17 protein-coding genes and 1 pseudogene are annotated in these 17,036 nt (G+C 60.9%); 9 read left to right on the forward strand and 9 right to left on the reverse strand.

The features are described 5' to 3' along the window. The first annotated feature begins 79 nt into the window (after positions 1 to 79). The gene (locus tag AACR93_RS05000; RefSeq protein ID WP_005335120.1) at positions 80 to 682 is read left to right on the forward strand and encodes a nitroreductase family protein; all 603 of its coding nucleotides are present in this window, start codon (positions 80 to 82) and stop codon (positions 680 to 682) included. Between the two features lie 82 nt (positions 683 to 764). On the opposite strand, the gene AACR93_RS05005 is transcribed toward AACR93_RS05000, so the two are convergent. Next, positions 765 to 1,451, reverse strand: a complete 687-nt coding sequence (locus AACR93_RS05005; protein ID WP_442853467.1) for an HAD-IA family hydrolase — start codon at positions 1,449 to 1,451, stop codon at positions 765 to 767. Next, entirely contained in the window at positions 1,448 to 1,693 is a 246-nt protein-coding gene (locus AACR93_RS05010) for a hypothetical protein (protein WP_043850167.1), read from the reverse strand. The genes AACR93_RS05005 and AACR93_RS05010 overlap by 4 nt, the downstream gene beginning before the upstream one ends. A gap of 115 nt (positions 1,694 to 1,808) precedes the next feature. Here AACR93_RS05010 and AACR93_RS05015 point away from each other — a divergent pair, with 115 nt between their 5' ends. Next, positions 1,809 to 2,717, forward strand: a complete 909-nt coding sequence (locus AACR93_RS05015) for a LysR family transcriptional regulator (RefSeq protein WP_043850168.1) — start codon at positions 1,809 to 1,811, stop codon at positions 2,715 to 2,717. Positions 2,718 to 2,805: 88 nt separating this feature from the next. On the opposite strand, the gene AACR93_RS05020 is transcribed toward AACR93_RS05015, so the two are convergent. From AACR93_RS05020 to AACR93_RS05035, 4 genes and pseudogenes are all read right to left on the reverse strand, one after another. Further along, a complete protein-coding gene (locus AACR93_RS05020) occupies positions 2,806 to 3,744 on the reverse strand; it encodes a sensor domain-containing diguanylate cyclase (RefSeq protein WP_043850169.1) in 939 nt (312 codons plus the stop codon). 197 nt (positions 3,745 to 3,941) lie between these two features. After that, positions 3,942 to 4,082: pseudogene (locus tag AACR93_RS05025) on the reverse strand (excalibur calcium-binding domain-containing protein); the annotation flags it as partial. 185 nt (positions 4,083 to 4,267) lie between these two features. Further along, on the reverse strand, positions 4,268 to 4,834 hold the full coding sequence (locus tag AACR93_RS05030) for an isochorismatase family cysteine hydrolase (RefSeq protein ID WP_043850170.1): 567 nt from the start codon (positions 4,832 to 4,834) through the stop codon (positions 4,268 to 4,270). A gap of 133 nt (positions 4,835 to 4,967) precedes the next feature. Continuing rightward, positions 4,968 to 6,131 carry an FAD-dependent oxidoreductase gene (locus AACR93_RS05035; RefSeq protein ID WP_043850171.1) on the reverse strand — a complete coding sequence of 388 codons (1,164 nt, stop codon included), beginning with the start codon at positions 6,129 to 6,131 and terminating at the stop codon, positions 4,968 to 4,970. A 267-nt stretch (positions 6,132 to 6,398) separates the two neighbouring features. Here AACR93_RS05035 and miaB point away from each other — a divergent pair, with 267 nt between their 5' ends. From miaB to lnt, 5 genes are all read left to right on the forward strand, one after another. Further along, positions 6,399 to 7,832, forward strand: coding sequence for a tRNA (N6-isopentenyl adenosine(37)-C2)-methylthiotransferase MiaB (miaB, locus tag AACR93_RS05040; protein ID WP_043850172.1), 1,434 nt, complete (start codon positions 6,399 to 6,401; stop codon positions 7,830 to 7,832). A gap of 54 nt (positions 7,833 to 7,886) precedes the next feature. Further along, entirely contained in the window at positions 7,887 to 8,936 is a 1,050-nt protein-coding gene (locus AACR93_RS05045; protein WP_043850173.1) for a PhoH family protein, read from the forward strand. Beyond that, complete coding sequence (ybeY, locus tag AACR93_RS05050) at positions 8,933 to 9,397, forward strand: rRNA maturation RNase YbeY (protein ID WP_041209973.1); 465 nt, start codon at positions 8,933 to 8,935, stop codon at positions 9,395 to 9,397. The genes AACR93_RS05045 and ybeY overlap by 4 nt, the downstream gene beginning before the upstream one ends. A 99-nt stretch (positions 9,398 to 9,496) precedes the next feature. Further along, positions 9,497 to 10,381 (forward strand): CNNM family magnesium/cobalt transport protein CorC, encoded by an 885-nt coding sequence (gene corC, locus AACR93_RS05055; protein ID WP_033112698.1) that lies wholly within the window; start codon positions 9,497 to 9,499, stop codon positions 10,379 to 10,381. A gap of 140 nt (positions 10,382 to 10,521) precedes the next feature. Beyond that, positions 10,522 to 12,066, forward strand: coding sequence for an apolipoprotein N-acyltransferase (lnt, locus tag AACR93_RS05060; protein ID WP_043850174.1), 1,545 nt, complete (start codon positions 10,522 to 10,524; stop codon positions 12,064 to 12,066). Positions 12,067 to 12,166: 100 nt separating this feature from the next. Here the strand turns inward: lnt and recJ are convergent, their stop codons facing one another. Together recJ and AACR93_RS05070 are read right to left on the reverse strand one after the other, a co-directional pair. Beyond that, positions 12,167 to 13,897: a single-stranded-DNA-specific exonuclease RecJ gene (gene recJ, locus AACR93_RS05065; RefSeq protein ID WP_043850175.1), complete on the reverse strand. Its 1,731-nt coding sequence runs from the start codon at positions 13,895 to 13,897 to the stop codon at positions 12,167 to 12,169. Then, positions 13,863 to 14,510, reverse strand: a complete 648-nt coding sequence (locus AACR93_RS05070; protein ID WP_043850213.1) for a disulfide isomerase DsbC N-terminal domain-containing protein — start codon at positions 14,508 to 14,510, stop codon at positions 13,863 to 13,865. The genes recJ and AACR93_RS05070 overlap by 35 nt, the downstream gene beginning before the upstream one ends. 318 nt (positions 14,511 to 14,828) lie before the next feature. Between AACR93_RS05070 and mscL the strand changes: the two genes are divergently transcribed. After that, positions 14,829 to 15,239 carry a large-conductance mechanosensitive channel protein MscL gene (gene mscL, locus AACR93_RS05075; protein ID WP_041209969.1) on the forward strand — a complete coding sequence of 137 codons (411 nt, stop codon included), beginning with the start codon at positions 14,829 to 14,831 and terminating at the stop codon, positions 15,237 to 15,239. A 75-nt stretch (positions 15,240 to 15,314) separates the two neighbouring features. Here mscL and xerD read toward each other — a convergent pair whose 3' ends face one another. Continuing rightward, positions 15,315 to 16,214, reverse strand: coding sequence for a site-specific tyrosine recombinase XerD (xerD, locus tag AACR93_RS05080; protein WP_041209968.1), 900 nt, complete (start codon positions 16,212 to 16,214; stop codon positions 15,315 to 15,317). Positions 16,215 to 16,451: 237 nt separating this feature from the next. Between xerD and fldB the strand changes: the two genes are divergently transcribed. After that, positions 16,452 to 16,970 (forward strand): flavodoxin FldB, encoded by a 519-nt coding sequence (gene fldB, locus AACR93_RS05085; protein WP_043850176.1) that lies wholly within the window; start codon positions 16,452 to 16,454, stop codon positions 16,968 to 16,970. The last annotated feature ends 66 nt before the right edge of the window (positions 16,971 to 17,036 follow it).

Here is a 17,036-nt window from a genome sequence, read left to right on the forward strand (position 1 = left end):
GTATAGTCTATAGCTTGAACAACAGGGGATGGCTGGCCACAAGGCTGGCGCCCGGTGACTATCAAGCAAAGGAGATGTTATGAGCAGTCCGTTTATCGAGCAGATCAAAGCACGTCGTACCATCTATGCCCTGGGTGACCAGGTCTCCCATACGCCGGAGCAGCTGACGGCCCTGATCCAGGATGCCATCAGGCACAGCCCCTCCTCTTTCAACTCCCAGAGCTCCCGCGCCGTCATCCTGTTTGGTGCCCAGCACCACAAGCTGTGGGATATCGTCAAAGCCGAGCTGAAAAAGATCGTGCCGCCGGAGGCCTACGCCCAGAGTGAGGCCAAGGTGGATGGCAGCTTCCGAGCAGGCTTTGGCACAGTGCTGTTCTTTGAGGACACCGACGTCATCAAGGATCTGCAGCAAAAATTCGCCCTCTATGCCGACAACTTCCCCATCTGGTCGGAACATGCCACCGGCATCGCCCAGTTTGCGGTCTGGACGACGCTGGCGCAGGAGAAAGTCGGCGCCTCCCTGCAGCACTACAATCCGCTGATCGACGAGGCGGTACGCAAGGAGTGGAACCTGCCCGCCAGCTGGCTGCTGCGCGCCCAGATGCCTTTTGGCAGCATCAAGCAACCGGCCGGAGAGAAGACCTTTATCGACGACGCCACCCGTTTCCGCGTTTTCAAATAACGCCCAGATAGCAAAACGCCCCCGCAGATCGGGGGCGTTTTTATTGCGGCAGGCTGTGGCTGCAACGTGCTCTCTCCATCGATCAAGCAGGCAGCGTCACCAGCAGAGATGTCTCTCCGACCTCCACCTTCACCTCGCGCCAGTCGCGGATCACCGCCACCACTGCCGGATTAAGCGGCACATCGCCCCCCACCTGTACCACGGTGCAGCCTGCGTTCAGGGCGCTCTCGATACCGGCAGGGGCATCCTCGAACACCAGACAACCAGCGGGCGAGACACCAAGCCGTTCAGCCCCCAGCAGATAGGGCTCGGGATCGGGTTTGCCATTGACCACAGCTTCGGCCCCCACCAGCAGGTTGGGCAGCGGCAAACCGGCACAGTGCAGGCGGTGACGGGCAACCCGCTCACTGGCGGAGGTCACGATGGCCCAGCGCTCTGGCGGCAAGCGGCGCAGCAACTCACCAGCCCCGGCGATGGCATCGCCGCCGGTATGCAGCATCTCCAGCTCGTCGAGCCGCGCCGCCTCCCGTTCCACATCCAGTTGCAGGGCCAGCGCCCGGATCACCTCCCGCGAGCGCATACCGTGGCACATCGCCAGCACCGGCTCGGGATCGAGTTGATGTTCACGACACCAGATCCGCCATACCTGCTCCACATCGTCGGTCGAGCAGACCAGGGTGCCATCCATATCGAGCAGCAGGGCGGCGACCGCCATGGTTTTTGTACCGCCTGTACAAACGGCCGGTTCGCGACTCATGCCGGTAATCATGCCGATACTCCCGTAAGCTCAGGCTCAGCCCCCTGCAGCGCATCGGCAAAAGCCTGCTGCTGGGCGGCACGTTCATAACAGGCGAGCGCCTGTTCGGCGCTGCCAGCCCACACCTGCAGCGGGCCGACCACAAACCCCTGTTGCAGCAGGCTGGCGAGCAGCTCCCCCGTTTCAGGCGCGGCCAGCGGCTGGGCCAGCACCAGAGAGCCTTTGATCAAAAAGAGATAGCGTTGGGTAGACATGATATGACTCCTTGTTCCAGGTCGGAGGGGACTCGGCTCCCCTTTCAGCCCCATTAGAACAGGGCGTTTAGATAATTTATAATGAGTAAATGACCACTTTCGATAATCAAACGGAATGAAATTCGACCTTAAACAACTGCAGGCGTTCGTGATGCTGGCCGAGACCGCCAACTACCGGGAAGCGGCCAATCGCCTCTTCATTACCCAGCCCGCCCTCACCAAGCAGATCCAGGGACTGGAGCAGACCCTCGGCAGCACCCTGTTCAATCGCGGTCGTCACGGCGCAGAACTGACTGCCGTCGGCGCCCAGCTGCTGACCCAGGCGAGTGCGCTGGTCGAGCACGGGCGGGAGTTCGAGAGCCATGCGCTGGCGGTAGCGAGCGGGATAGCCGGTCGGCTCAAGATTGGTTTTGGTCTGTCGAGCTTTGCACTGGCCCCCTCGCTGGTCGCCCGCTTCAAGCAGCAGGTGCCCGATGTGATGGTGCATCTGCAGGATATGCCCTCCGCTATCCAGCAGGAGCAACTGCTCTCCGGTCAACTCCAGCTTGGCTTTATGCGCCGCCCGCAGTTGCCGCAGTTACGCGAGCACAGGTTGCTGATCGACCGGCTGGTGCTGGCAGTGCCAACCCGGATGACCTTGCCAGATCCGGCTGCGTTTGATCTCCAGCAGGCCTTGACCAGCCAGCCGCTGCTGCAGATGGTGGGCCACCGCTGCCCCGGCCTCAGCCAGCAGATCGCCGGTTTTCTCGGCGCCAACCGGCTGACCGGGATGATCCAGGAGGCCGAAGATATCCAGACCCTGGTAGCGCTGGTCGCCGCCGGGATCGGCAACGCCATCCTGCCGCGCAGCGTCAGCTTTATCGCCGGCCCTGACGTCACCCTCTATCCTCTCTCTGGCCCCAATTCCGAGTGGGAGGTCAGTCTGGTATGGAATCCCCTCTTTGCCGACCCCATCCGCGACAGCTTCGTCAAGCTGGTGATCGCCGCGCACCCTACGCCAATCTCGGCCACGCCCGAGCGCTGATGGCAGCGGCTATGGGTTTGTTCAATACCCAGCCAAAACAGTACGCCCCCGGAAGGGGGCGCATTAACAACAAAAGCGGCGGTCAGGCTCAACAGTTGGTGCAATAACTACGGTTCTTACCCGCCCCCTTGGCGCTATAGAGCGCCGCATCGGCCGCAGCCAGCAACTCCCCTTCCCCCTCCAGCGGTTGCTCTGCCGTGTAGGTGGCAATGCCAATACTGGCGCTGAGCTGGATATTGTCCGCCACCACGATGTCGAGATCGTGGATGGCCTGGCGGATCTCCTCGCCAATCCGTTGTGCAGCCTCTCTGTTGGTATTACCGAGGATCAGAGCAAACTCGTCACCGCCAAAGCGGCAGGGCAGATCCGCCGGTCGCTGGCAAAAGGATTGCAACAGATGGCCCACCAGCTGGAGGGAGCCATCCCCCATCTGGTGGCCAAGATGGTCATTGCACGCCTTGAAGTTATCGAGATCGAGCATGATAAGGGAGAGGGGGGTATGCTCGCGCACGCTGCGGCGCCACTCGTTGTGCAGGAAGTTGTTGAAGAGCCGCCGGTTGGCCAGTCCGGTCAGGGGATCATGGAGGGAAAGGTTGGCGACCTCGAGCTCCAGCAATTTTCGCTCGGTAATATTGGAATGGGTGATGACATAAAACTCGGCATCTATCCCTTTGACCGGAACAATGCGCATCATGAACCAGCGCTGGGTATCCGGGCTGTGGCAGGGATATTCCAGATAGAAGCTCTCCTGCTGGCGCAGCATGACCCGTCGCAAGCCCTCAATAGCGCTCAGCGCCGAAGGTTCAGCAGAGCCATCGCAAGCGCTTAAATAATTGACGCCACGCCAGTTATACCCCTTTGCCATGCCATTTTGCTCGGCGAATCGATTCCAGGCGAGGTTGGTATAATGGATCACCCCGTTGCCGTCTATTACTGCAAACTGGTCATCCAGTGAATCCAGCAATGCAACCAGATCCTGAGCTCGCTCGGCAAAGCGACGCATCCCCCCCGGCATGTTATCAATCATGGTGGCCATCCTGTGGCAAAAGTGGCGCCTCGCCAACTATTAACAATTAGGTCAGCAAGTAGAGTAAAGCACCCAATTTTCACTTAGCCAACTGAGACCAAATGTCACCATGTCACACCATCCGGCAAGGTTTCAGGCCAGCTCCCGAACCGGATAAAAAAAGAACAAATCATCCATTTTTTATTTAGAAATAGTATTTAATTCCCGCACCACTGATTTTCGCAGGGGATGCCATCTCCCTCTCCATCCATTTTGGTATCAGGGCAGTTTTGTAAAAACCAGGTCGCCTCCTCGCAAGAGGTCATCTGGGAACAATATTGACGACCATCGCATTGATAGCTGTGGGTTGGCAGCGATGCGTTTGTGTCGGAAAACAATCCCATACTGCTCTCACCACTACTGACAGGAATAGCCTGCGCGGACGTCACCGACTCGGCCGAGAAGCGGGAACGTCTGCGGCCCAACAGAGGGCCGCAGACATAAATGTCAAAACAGTGAGCAAGCGCAGCCTGCTGCCAAAGGGTCAGTCGAGCTGGGACACCTTGATGACCTCGGCGATACGGCTCAGCATCCGCAGCGAGGTGTGGTGCTCGGTGGCATCCGCCGCCGCGCAGGCATCCTCCAGAATGGTGATGGCGTAATCACGATCGTGACCATCTCGCGCTGCCGCCTGAATGGCCCAGCTGGTGCTTACGCCGCACAGATAGAGGTGGTCGATGTGGTTGGCCCGCAGGGCGGGTTCCAGCGCAGTGCCATAGAATGGACTCACTCTGGGTTTGGCCAGCACCAGATCACCGGGCTGCACATCGAGGTCTGCATGAAAATCGGTGCCGCTGTCACAAAGTGAGAGGGCGCCAAGCTGATGGGCCCGGCCAAACATGGGGGAACCCTTGGGTTGCAGTTGATAACGGCTGTCGAAACCGACCTTGATCAGCACCACCAGCCAGTCGTGGTCGCGGGCATAAGCCATCGCCTCATTGGCATGCGCGATGGCGTTTTGCTCCATCACATGGTCGGCCGTGGTTGCAATGCGACCGTCAGGATGGGCGATGTCGTTGATAAAATCGATCACCAGTAGTGCCTTGTTCATCCCTTCTCTCCCAAATCGTGGTTGATAGCCGACCCGTTATACTCGCTTTTTCGCGCCTGCACAGCCCATTCTGCCAACCTTGCAGACATGAACAGCACAGGCAACGGCAATTGGCCTTCTGCATCCTCCCCGCTTACACCAGTCCAAGCGCGTAGCGCAGGGCCATCTCCTTCAGGGGGCCAGCTTTATCAGCCAGATTGAGGGCCAGATTGCGAGCCAGCTTGAGGGGGCCAATCTCGTTGCTGAATACCCCGTAGAAGAGATCCATCCCCGACTGCATCAGCAGGTTGTCGGGACGACGGCGCCGCTCGTAGCGCTCGGCCAGCACAAGTTGATGCCAGTCGGCGCCAGCACCTTGCAGCAAGTCGATCCAGCAGGCGACATCCTTGAAGCCGAGGTTGACCCCCTGCCCCGCCAGCGGGTTGATGGTGTGGGCGGCATCGCCGAGCAGCACCACCCGACCGGCGTGGTAGTCGTTGGCGTGGCGGCGCACCAGCGGAAAGCTCCCCTTGCCGGTGACGGTAAAGCCGCCGAGCCGACTCGGGAAGTGGCGGCGCACTTCGGTGGCGAGGGCCTCGTTGCTCATGGCCGCCAGCGCCCGGATCCGGGCCGGGCTGTCATACCACACCAGGGAGCCGTGCTGACCGGGCAGCGGCAGGAAGGCGCGCGGGCCACTCGGGGTGAACTGCTGCCAGGTGATATCTTCCTGCGCAAAGTCAGTGTCGATATTGATCAGCATGCAGTGCTGGCGGTACTCGAAGCGCGATACGCCGATACCAGCCAGCTTGCGGGTGTGGGATTCGGCGCCGTCGCAGGCCAGCACCCAGCGGGCGGCCAGTTCAGTGCCGTCGTCCAGAGTCAGCACAGCTTCATCCGCACTCTGGCGCAGGCTGGTCACCGCCGCGGGGGTGTGGGTCTGGATATTGGGGAAATCTTCCATCCGCTTGAGCAGGGCGAGCTGCACCAGCCGGTTCTCGATGATGTAACCGAGCTGGGGCAGGCCGAGATCGGCGGCGTTGAAGCGGGTAGCAAAGCCATCCAGCTCCCAGGTCTCCAGCCGGCGATAGGGGCAGATCCGCATCTGCTGCAGATGGTGCCAGGCGCCAGCCTGCTCCAGCAGCGCCACCGAGGCCTGACTGATGGCGGAGACCCGCAGATCCAGCGGCTGCTCCGGCGCGTATTGCTCCGGCAGCTGGGTTTCGATGACCCGCACCGAGAGGCCCTGGGCCGCCAGCAGACAGGCGGTAGCCGCCCCCACCATGCCGGCGCCGACGATGGCGATATCACACTGTTCCATAACTTTATTCCTGCAAAAGGGGCGCCCCGTTCATGGGTGGCCGGGGCCAAACCGAATGGCGCCATGATACCGCAAGGGGGCGGGATAAACAGTGAAGGGGGTGGAGAATTGCTGCGTCAAATCAAGGGGAAAGCCGATTTTCTCCTTCACGCGGCGCCCCCGCTGGCAAAGGGGCCGGACTGGATATTCGCTAGGCAGTCTCACGATTGCGGAGTAAAATGCCCGGTCCTTTGACCATGCCAAATTCAAAACCAGTCAAGAGTAGCAATGAGCAAGAAACTTCACATTAAAACCTGGGGCTGCCAGATGAACGAGTACGACTCGTCCAAGATGGCCGACCTGCTGGATGCCAGCAATGGCTACACGCTTACCGAGGAGCCGGAAGAGGCAGATGTGCTGCTGCTCAACACCTGTTCCATCCGCGAAAAGGCGCAGGAGAAGGTGTTCCACCAGCTGGGCCGCTGGAAAAAGCTCAAGGCAAACAAGCCCGGTCTGGTGATCGGTGTCGGTGGTTGCGTGGCCTCCCAGGAGGGCGATGCCATTCGCCAACGCGCTCCCTATGTCGATATCGTGTTCGGCCCGCAGACCCTGCACCGCCTGCCCACCATGATCAAACAGGCTCAGGAGGGACGTGGCGCCCAGGTGGACGTCAGCTTCCCCGAGATCGAGAAGTTTGACCGCCTGCCTGAGCCGCGCGCCGAAGGGGCGACCGCCTTCGTCTCCATCATGGAAGGGTGCTCCAAATACTGTACTTACTGCGTGGTGCCCTACACCCGCGGTGAAGAGGTGAGCCGTCCGCTCGACGACGTGCTCTATGAGATCGCCCAGCTCGCCCAGCAAGGGGTGCGCGAAGTGAACCTGCTCGGCCAGAACGTCAACGCCTACCGTGGCCCGACCCATGACGACGGCATCTGCACCTTCGCCGAGCTGCTGCGTCTGGTGGCCGCCATCGACGGCATCGACCGTATTCGCTACACCACCAGCCATCCCATCGAGTTCACCGACGACATCATCGAGGTCTACAAGGACACGCCGGAAGTGGTCAGCTTCCTGCACCTGCCGGTGCAGAGCGGCTCCGACCGTATCCTGACCATGATGAAGCGCCCGCACACCATTCTGGAGTACAAATCCAAGCTCCGTCGTCTGCGCGCCGCCCGTCCCGACATCACCATCAGCTCCGACTTCATCGTTGGCTTCCCGAACGAAACCGATGAGGATTTCGAGGCCACCATGAAGCTGATCGAGGATGTGGGCTTTGACATGAGCTTCAGCTTCATCTTCAGTCCGCGCCCCGGTACGCCGGCCGCCGACATGCCCGACGATGTCGACATGGAAGTGAAGAAAGCCCGTCTGGCCCGCCTGCAGCACGTCATCAACAATCAGGCGATGCAGATTGGTCGCTCCATGCTGGGCACCACCCAGCGCATTCTAGTGGAAGGGCCATCCAAGCTCGACCCGATGCAGCTGTGCGGCCGCACCGAGAACAACCGGGTGGTCAACTTTGAAGGGGCCCATACCCTGATTGGCGGCTTTGCCGACGTGGAAATCACCGAAGTGCTGCCCAACTCCCTGCGCGGCAAATTCATCCGCGGCGAGAGCGAGATGAACCTGCGCATCGCCACCGCCCCGAGCGACATTCTGGCCCGTCGTCCCGACAACGTGCCGGACGAGCTGGGCGTGGCCGCCTTCACTCCCCATTAATCTCCCCCTCCCCATCCGCCCGGCGGATGGGGAGCGCCCTGATACGAGGATATTGTGAGCCGACACCTCTCGACCCTGAACCTGCATCTCGAACCCGCCGACAACCAGCGTCTTGCCAGTCTCTGCGGCCCCTTCGATGACAACATCAAGCAGCTGGAGCGCCGCCTCGGCATCGAGATCAGCTACCGTGACAACCACTTCCAGCTGCTGGGCAAGCAGGCCCAGGTGGATGCCGCCGCCGTCATCATCAAGCACCTCTATGTGGAAACCCAGCCCCTCAAGGGTGGCAAGGTAACCGACATCACCCCCGACATGGTTCATCTGGCCATTCTGGAGTCGCGGGTGCTGGAGCAGGATGACGAACCGGCCCCCTCCATCCCTTATGGCAAGGAGGTGACGGTCAAGACCAAGCGCGGTCTCATCAAGCCACGTAGCCCCAATCAGGCCCAGTACATCGCCAATATCGTACGCCACGACATCTGCTTCGGCATCGGCCCGGCCGGTACCGGCAAGACCTATCTGGCGGTGGCGGCGGCGGTGGATGCGCTGGAGCGTCAGGAGATCCGCCGTATTCTGCTGACCCGTCCGGCGGTGGAAGCGGGCGAGAAGCTCGGCTTCCTGCCCGGCGATCTCTCCCAGAAGGTCGACCCTTACCTGCGCCCGCTCTACGACGCCCTGTTCGAGATGCTGGGCTTTGAGCGGGTCGAGAAGCTGATGGAGCGCAACATCATCGAGGTGGCGCCGCTCGCCTATATGCGCGGCCGTACCCTCAACGATGCCTTCATCATTCTCGATGAGGCCCAAAACACCACCACAGAGCAGATGAAGATGTTCCTGACCCGGATCGGCTTCAACTCCAAGGCGGTGGTCACCGGCGACATCACCCAGATCGACCTGCCGCGCAATGCCAAGTCCGGCCTGCGCCACGCGCTGGAAGTGCTGCAGGGCGTTGATGGTCTGTCGTTCAACTTCTTCCAGTCCACCGACGTGGTACGCCATCCGGTGGTGGCCCGCATCGTGCAGGCCTATGAGGCCTTCGACGCCAAGCAGGCAGCCGAGAAGGTGGCCAGCCAAGCAAACACCAGCAAAGAGAGCGAGCAATGAGCGTAACCCTGGATCTGCAACTGGCCAGTGCCAGCACCGACGGCCTGCCAAGCGAGGCCCAGCTGCAGGGCTGGCTCGACGGCACCATTCTCGGCTTCCAGCAGGAGGCCGAAGTGACGGTGCGCATCGTCGACGAGGCGGAGAGCAACGAACTCAACCTCACCTATCGCGGCAAGGACAAGCCCACCAACGTGCTCTCCTTCCCGTTCGAGGCGCCACCCGGTCTGGAGCTGCCGCTGCTGGGCGATCTGGTGATCTGCCGTCAGGTGGTGGAGCGCGAGGCACAGGAGCAGGGCAAACCCCTCATGGCCCACTGGGCCCACATGGTTGTGCACGGCAGTCTGCATCTGCTAGGTTATGACCATATCGAGGATGAGGAAGCCGAAGAGATGGAAGCGCTCGAGCGCGACATCATGCAGGAGCTGGGCTTTGCCGACCCTTATCAGAGCGACGAAGAGTAATGTGCAGCATGGCGGTTCATCGGCTTGAAACAGATGGCTGCCATCCTCATATAGCTGAAGTGAAATCCCCGTATATTCAATGAGTAACCAAGAGAAAAAATGACCGACGATCACCCTAGTACCGGCTCGCCGAAGAAAACCTGGCTCGACAAGCTCAGCCAACTCTTCCAGGGCGAGCCAAAAGACCGCAATGATTTGGTGGAAGTGATAGCCGATGCCGAAGAGCGTGACCTTATCGATCAGGACACCAAGGACATGATCGAAGGGGTGCTGGAGATCGCCGATCTCCGGGTACGCGACATCATGATCCCCCGCTCCCAGATGGTCACCATCGAGAAGTCCCAGCCGATCGACGAGATCCTGCCGGTGATCATCGAGTCGGGCCACTCCCGCTTCCCGGTGATCAATGAGGACAAGGATCATGTCGAGGGTATTCTGCTCGCCAAGGATCTGCTCCCCTTCGGTTTCGGTGGCCACCATGCCAGCGAGCCGCTGCAGCTGGAGAAGATCCTGCGCCCCACGGTGATCGTCCCCGAGAGCAAACGCGTTGATCGCCTGCTCAAGGAGTTTCGCGAAGAGCGCTACCACATGGCCATCGTGGTCGACGAGTTTGGTGGCGTCTCCGGTCTGGTGACCATTGAAGACATTCTGGAACTTATCGTTGGCGAGATCGACGACGAGTTTGACGACATCGAGGATGAGCCGGACGAGATCCGCCGCCTCAGCAAGCGGGTCTTCTCCATCAGCGCCCTGACCGAGATCGAGGATTTCAACGACTTCTTCGGCACCAAGTTCAGCGATGAAGAGGTGGATACGGTCGGTGGTCTGGTGATGCACGCCTTCAGCCACCTGCCCAAGAAGGGCGAGGAGATCGAGCTGGACGGCTACCTGTTCAAGGTGATGCACGCCGACAAGCGCCGCCTGCAGCAGTTGCAGGTGAAGATCCCCGAGAACCATGCAGTGGCGCAATCTGAACCCCAGTAAGTCGCCTGAGTGCATTGAACAACGCCCCGACCTCGGGGCGTTGTGCTATCCGGACGGCAGGAGGCTCGCCGTTGGCAACCGTACAGGGTAAGATACCGGCCATTCGACCCAGTTGCAGACCAAGACGAGCACCATCGCCCGTGAGATTATCCCCTGTTACTTCAAAAATTCTGTTAAGCCTCAGTGCATTGGCCTCTGGTGCCATCGCTGTGCTGGCCTTCTCCCCCTTCGGCTACTGGCCGCTGGTTATTCCTTCCCTGCTCGGCCTCTACGCCCTGCTGGACAAGGCCAGCCCCAAACAGGCGTCCTGGCGTGGCTTTGGCTACGCCATGGGGCTGTTCTTGCCGGGTCTGTGGTGGATCCACGTCAGCATGACCGAATTTGGCGGCATACCGCTGCCGGTCGCTTTCGTGCTGCTGGCCGGTCTGTCAGCCTATCTGGCGCTCTATCCGACGCTGGCCTGCTGGGCCTTTGCCCGCTTCTTCAGCGGTCGTCACTGGAGCCGCTGGCTGCTCGCCTTCCCGGCACTCTGGCTGCTGGCCGACTGGCTGCGCGGCTGGGTGATGACCGGCTTCCCATGGCTCTGGTTTGGCTACACCCAGATCGATGGCCCACTCAAGGGTTTCGCTCCCGTTCTCGGGGTACAGGGCATCACCCTGGCACTGCTATTCTCCGCCTCCGCCATCTGGCTGGTGTGGAAGTCCCGCTCGCCACTGTGGCTGGCGGTGCCCGCCCTGCTGACTGCCGGCGCTCACGGCCTGATGCAGCTCAACTGGGTAACCCGTGGCGAGCCGGTCAAGGTGGCACTGGTGCAGGGCAATATCGCCCAGACCCTCAAGTGGGATCCGGAGGCGCTGGCCCCCACGGTGCGTACCTATCAGGATTTGAGCCGCGACAATCAGGATGCCGACATCATCGTCTGGCCGGAATCGGCGATCCCGGCCCTCGAAAAGACTATGGGCCCCTATCTGGAGAACCTCGACAAAGCGATGAAGGTGAACGAGACCGGCCTGCTGGCGGGGATCATCCACTACGACGAGGATAAGCAACGCTTCTACAACACCGTGCTCGGCATGGGAGTGCAGGATGCGGATGGCAAGGAGTCCTACTTCTACGGCCACCCCAACCGCTACAACAAGTACCACCTGCTGCCCATCGGCGAGTTCGTGCCGTTTGAAGATCTGCTGCGCCCCATCGCCCCCTTCTTCAACCTACCGATGTCCTCCTTCAGCCGGGGTGACGAGGTGCAGCCGAACCTGATCGCCAAGGGGCTCAAGTTTGCCGCCGCCATCTGCTACGAGATCATCTTCCCGGAAGAGGTGCGCCGTAACGTCAACCCGGATACCGACTTCCTGCTGACCGTCTCCAACGACGCCTGGTTCGGCACCAGCATCGGTCCCTGGCAGCATATGGAGATCGCCCGGATGCGTGCGCTGGAGCTGGCTCGTCCGCTGCTGCGCGACACCAACACCGGCATCACTATCGTTACCGAAATCGATGGCAGCATCATTGGCCAGATCCCGCAGTTCGAAGCGGGTGTGCTGCGCAGCGAAGTGCGCCCGGCCCACGGTGCCACCCCCTATATGCGCTTTGGCAACTGGCCTCTCTACGGCCTGACCGTGCTGCTGCTGGGTCTGGCACTGGCGCTGCGCCCCAAGGCGCACCCCTGGGCCCGCGAGCTCTGAGCCATCCGCTCTGAATAACAAACGAGGCGCCCATGGGCGCCTCTTTTTCTTACCAGCTTCTGCTTACCTACCGCTATCTACAGCCAGCAAAGTTATCAGCTCAGAGACCGGCGGCCTCCAGATGCTCCACCAGCAGCTGCACGCTGCGGTTGCCGCGCCACTCGTTGACATCGAGCCGGTAGACCAGCCGCACCCGTTTCACCGAAGCATCGGGCCAGCGCTTGAGATCGACGCCGAAGGCGATGGCATCCACCGCGTGACCGGAATCGGTGGTCAGCATCATCTTGAGGTGCTTCTCCCCCACCAGACGCTGTTGTACTAGCACAAATTCGCCGTCGAACAGTGGCTCGGGGAAGGCCTGACCCCAGGGGCCAGAGGCGCGAATAAGCTCCGCCAGCTCGATATTGAGCTCATCCGGCAGCAGCTCACCATCGGTGAGCAACACCCCGGTCAAGAGCTCGGGGGTCACCAGCTCGCTGATGACCGCCTCAAAAGCCCGCCCGAACGCCTCGATATTGGCCTTGGGCAGGGTCAACCCTGCCGCCATGGCGTGGCCGCCAAACTTGCCCATCAGCCCCGGGTGGCGGGTATCGAGCAGTTCAAGTGCATCGCGTAGATGTACCCCGGGGATGGAGCGGCCGGAGCCCTTGAGCTCGGTCTCGCTGCTCTCGGCAAAGGCGATGACCGGGCGGTAGTACTTCTCCTTCACCTTGGAGGCCACCAGCCCCACTACTCCCTGATGCCACTCGTTGCGGTGCAGCACTATGCCCGACGGCACCTCGCCATCGCGAAACCGGATCTGCTCCAGGGTGGCAAGCGCCTCCTGCTGCATCCCCTGCTCGATCTCCTTGCGCTCCTGATTGAGGCTGTCCATCTCGGAGGCGAGCTGGCGCGCCAGATTGAGATCATCGCAGAGCAGGCAGGCGACCCCGAGGGACATGTCATCGAGGCGCCCCACCGCGTTGAGGCGCGGCCCCAGCGCAAAACCGAGGTCGGCGGCGGTGAGGCGGCGGCCATCGCGGCCAGACACATCCACCAGCGCCTGAATGCCGGGGCGGCAGCGGCCCGCCCGGATCCGCTGCAAGCCCTGATGCACCAGAATGCGGTTGTTGCCGTCGAGCGCCACCACGTCGGCCACGGTACCGAGGGCCACCAGATCGAGGTAATCCGCCACATTGGGTGCCACGATGCCGAGCCGCTCATACCAGCCGGACTGCTTGAGGTGAGTGTTGAGCGCCGCCATCAGGTAGAAGGCGACCCCGACCCCGGCCAGCGACTTGGAGGGGAAGTTGCAACCATGCTGGTTGGGATTGACGATGGCATCGGCGTCAGGCAACTCCTGACCCGGCAAATGGTGATCGGTAACCAGTACCTGCATGCCGGCCGCCTTGGCCGCCGCCACCCCGGCGATGCTGGAGATGCCGTTATCCACCGTGATCAGGAACTCGGCACCGCGGGCCACCGCCAGCTCGACGATCTCGGGGGTAAGGCCGTACCCGAACTCGAAGCGGTTGGGCACCAGAAAATCGATATGGCGGCCGCCCATGGCGCGCAGGGCCAGCACGCACAGCGCCGAGCTGGTGGCGCCGTCGCAGTCAAAGTCACCGACGATGAGGATCCGCTTCTGGGCGGCCAGCGCATCGGCCAGCAGCGGCACCGCCTGCTCCATGCCAAACAGGCGGCGGGGTGGCAGCAGCGAGCTGGCACTGCGTTCGAGCAGGACGGGATCGTCTACGCCACGGCTGGCGAAGATTTGGCGAAGCAGCGGATGCAGGTTGGCGGGCAGATGGGAATCATCAACTCGCGGACGACGACGAATGTGCAGAGGCATCAAAATTATCCAGTATCTTGAGCAGTTGTTCAGGGCTCTGGTAACCCCGCACCAGATCTCCTTCAGAGGAGATCCAGGCCGGCAGCACCTTTACCCCCAACCATTGGCTCAGGCCAATATTTTGGATAAGGGTCTCACTACATTCCTTTTGAGGCAAATAAGCTTTGAAGGGCGAATTTTGCAGCAGGGGATCGCGGCACCAGTCGGTGGCTCGCTCGGCATGGTCAATGACCGGATAGATCGCGATGCTCACCCCGGATGCCTGCAGATGCTGCAGAGTCCCGGGTAGCTGACGTCGTGCCGCATCCTTCTCGCCAAGAAACAACGCGACCCGGTGACGCTCATCCCGGGCCTTGAGCACAATGGGATCATGGGCTGCCTGCGCCAATCCCAGTCGACGCTGAGTGCGCATGCCGGAGATGGTCAGGTTCTTCATGTCCCGAGTCATGTCCAGCATGACCCCCTGTACCAGATAATCCCCTTTGGCATCGCTATAGAGCACCCCCTTGGAGGTGCCCAGCATATACAGGCCCGCAATAGGCGTCTGATCCACCGTATATACGGATATCCCCAGCCTGGTGGATATGGCTGTTTTCAAGGCCTGGGGATCCATCCCCGCTTTGGCAGTAAATGTGCACAAAAGCATCATTCCCAGTAGTAAATACTTCACTCTTTTACTCACGCGGCATGAATGAATGGACTCAACAAAGTACAGCAGCACAGTTCAGCATTCAACCTGCTATTTATCGAAAAATTAATATCAGGTTGAACCAAAAAATCACGCCCCCCTGATTGCCAAGCAGAGCCAACCTCAGCAAGCTAGTCAGGGAGAACAGGAGGCATGTGCTCTTGCTACCCTGCTCCCGATAGCGGATCGCCGCCAGAACAAGGCGCGGCCGCTACGCTAGCGTGCTTAATTTCGGAGGAAAGAATGAGTCTGATACAAGAGTTCAAGGCCTTTGCATCCAGAGGCAACGTGATCGATATGGCGGTCGGTATCATTATTGGTGCCGCCTTCGGCAAGATTGTCTCCTCCTTCGTCGGTGACGTGATCATGCCGCCTATCGGCCTGATCCTGGGCGGCGTGGACTTCAGCGACCTGGCAGTCACCCTGAAGGCTGCCGAAGGCAGCGCTCCTGCCGTGGTCATTGCCTACGGCAAGTTCATCCAGACCATCATCGATTTTCTGATCATCTCCTTCGCCATCTTTATGGGGCTGAAGGCCATCAATACCCTGAAGAAAAAGCAGGAGGAGGAAGCAGCCGCCCCCGCAGCACCGACCAAGGATCAGGAGCTGCTGACCGAGATCCGCGACCTGCTGAAAGCCCAGCAGGGCAAATAAGCGTCACTTCCCGTCGTGTATTCATAAAAAAACCGCCCGCAGGCGGTTTTTTGTTTTGTTGGCCACCCAACCCGCTCAGGCCCGCGGGTGATGCTCGCCGTGCAGCGCCTTGAGCCGCTCGTTGGCGACATGGGTGTAGATCTGGGTAGTGGAGAGATCTGCGTGGCCCAGCAGCATCTGCACCACCCGCAGATCGGCGCCGTGGTTGAGCAGGTGGGTGGCAAAGGCGTGGCGCAGGGTATGGGGGGATAACTCGCCGTTGATCCCGGCCCGCTGGGCATAGAGCTTGATGCGGTGCCAGAAGGTCTGGCGGGTCATCATCCGGGCCAGTTTGGAGGGGAAGACCACATCCGAGCTGGTACCGCCGAGCAACAGGGTTCTTCCCTCTCGGTAGTAGCGCTCCAGCCAGTACATCGCCTCCTCCCCCATGGGCACCAACCGCTCCTTGTTGCCCTTGCCCACCACCCGCACCAGCCCCTGTCGCAGGCTGACATGCTCGGCAGTCAATCCCACCAGTTCGGAAACCCGCAAGCCGGTGGCGTAGAGCAGCTCCAGCATCGCCTTGTCCCGCAGCTCCAGCGGATCATCCACCAGCGGCGCCGTCAACAGCGCTTCCACTTCCGCTTCGCTCAGATCGGAGGGGAGCTTCTTGGGCAGCTTGGGCCCCTCCAGCAGTACGGTGGGGTCGTCGCTGCGCAGCTTCTCGCGATTGAGGTACTGATAGAAACGGCGCAGGGCCGACAGAAAGCGAGCGGTACTACTCGCGGCAAACTGATGATCGACCCGCCATGCGAGGTAGTGCTGGATCTCGTCCATCCCCGCCAGCAGCAGGGAGCAGCCCTGCTCGTCGAGCCAGAGGGAGAATTTTTCCAGATCGGTGCGATAGGAGCTGACCGTGTTGTCGGAGAGGCCCCGCTCCAGCCAGAGGGCATCGAGAAAGGGTTCAATCAGGGGATGTGGCTCGGGCTTGCTCATGGTCGGTCGCAGTCAGAAGAACAGTGGCCCATTGTAACGCCTCTGCTTGGCGGATGTGCAAGCCGCTTGCCGCGACCTGATCTGCCCGTGATATCGGGCGGTGAAGGGACGCAGCCAATCTGCTAGACTGGCGCCCTCCCCTTATGTTGCCCATCGTGTTGCCAACAGGTGCAGCCCACACGAGCAAGCGAGAACGCGCCAAAAGCAAGCGAGAAAGCGCCAACAGAGAAAAGAGCGATGAAGATTGGTCTGTTTTACGGTTCTACCACCTGCTACACCGAGATGGCTGCCGAGAAGATCCGCGCCCTTATCGGCCCCGAGCTGGTGGATATCCACAACATCAAGGATGTCTCCCTGCGCCTGATGGAGGATTACGAGGTGTTGATCCTCGGCATCTCTACCTGGGATTTCGGCGAGCTGCAGGAGGATTGGGAGTCCCGCTGGGAAGATATTGGCGACCTCCATCTGGAGGGGCGTATCGTCGCCCTGTTTGGCCTCGGCGACCAGCAGGGTTATGGCGAATGGTTCCAGGATGCCCTCGGCATGCTGCACGATCAGCTGGTGCCCAGAGGGGTCAAGCTGGTCGGTTACTGGCCCAATGAGGGCTACGAGTTCGATGCCTCCAAGGCGCTGATCGATGATGGCCGCCACTTCGTCGGCCTGGCCCTCGACGATGCCAACCAGTATGACCAGACCGACTCCCGCATCGAGCAGTGGGTCGACCAGATCCTGACTGAAATTCACGAGCTGCTCTGACCCGAGCTGCCTGTCCGGCATCCCAGCCTGTGCGGATGCCGGCTTCCTCCCCCCCTTCTTTCCACT

This window comes from Aeromonas sp. L_1B5_3, from assembly GCF_963866575.1.
Classification (GTDB): Bacteria; Pseudomonadota; Gammaproteobacteria; order Enterobacterales; family Aeromonadaceae; genus Aeromonas; species Aeromonas jandaei.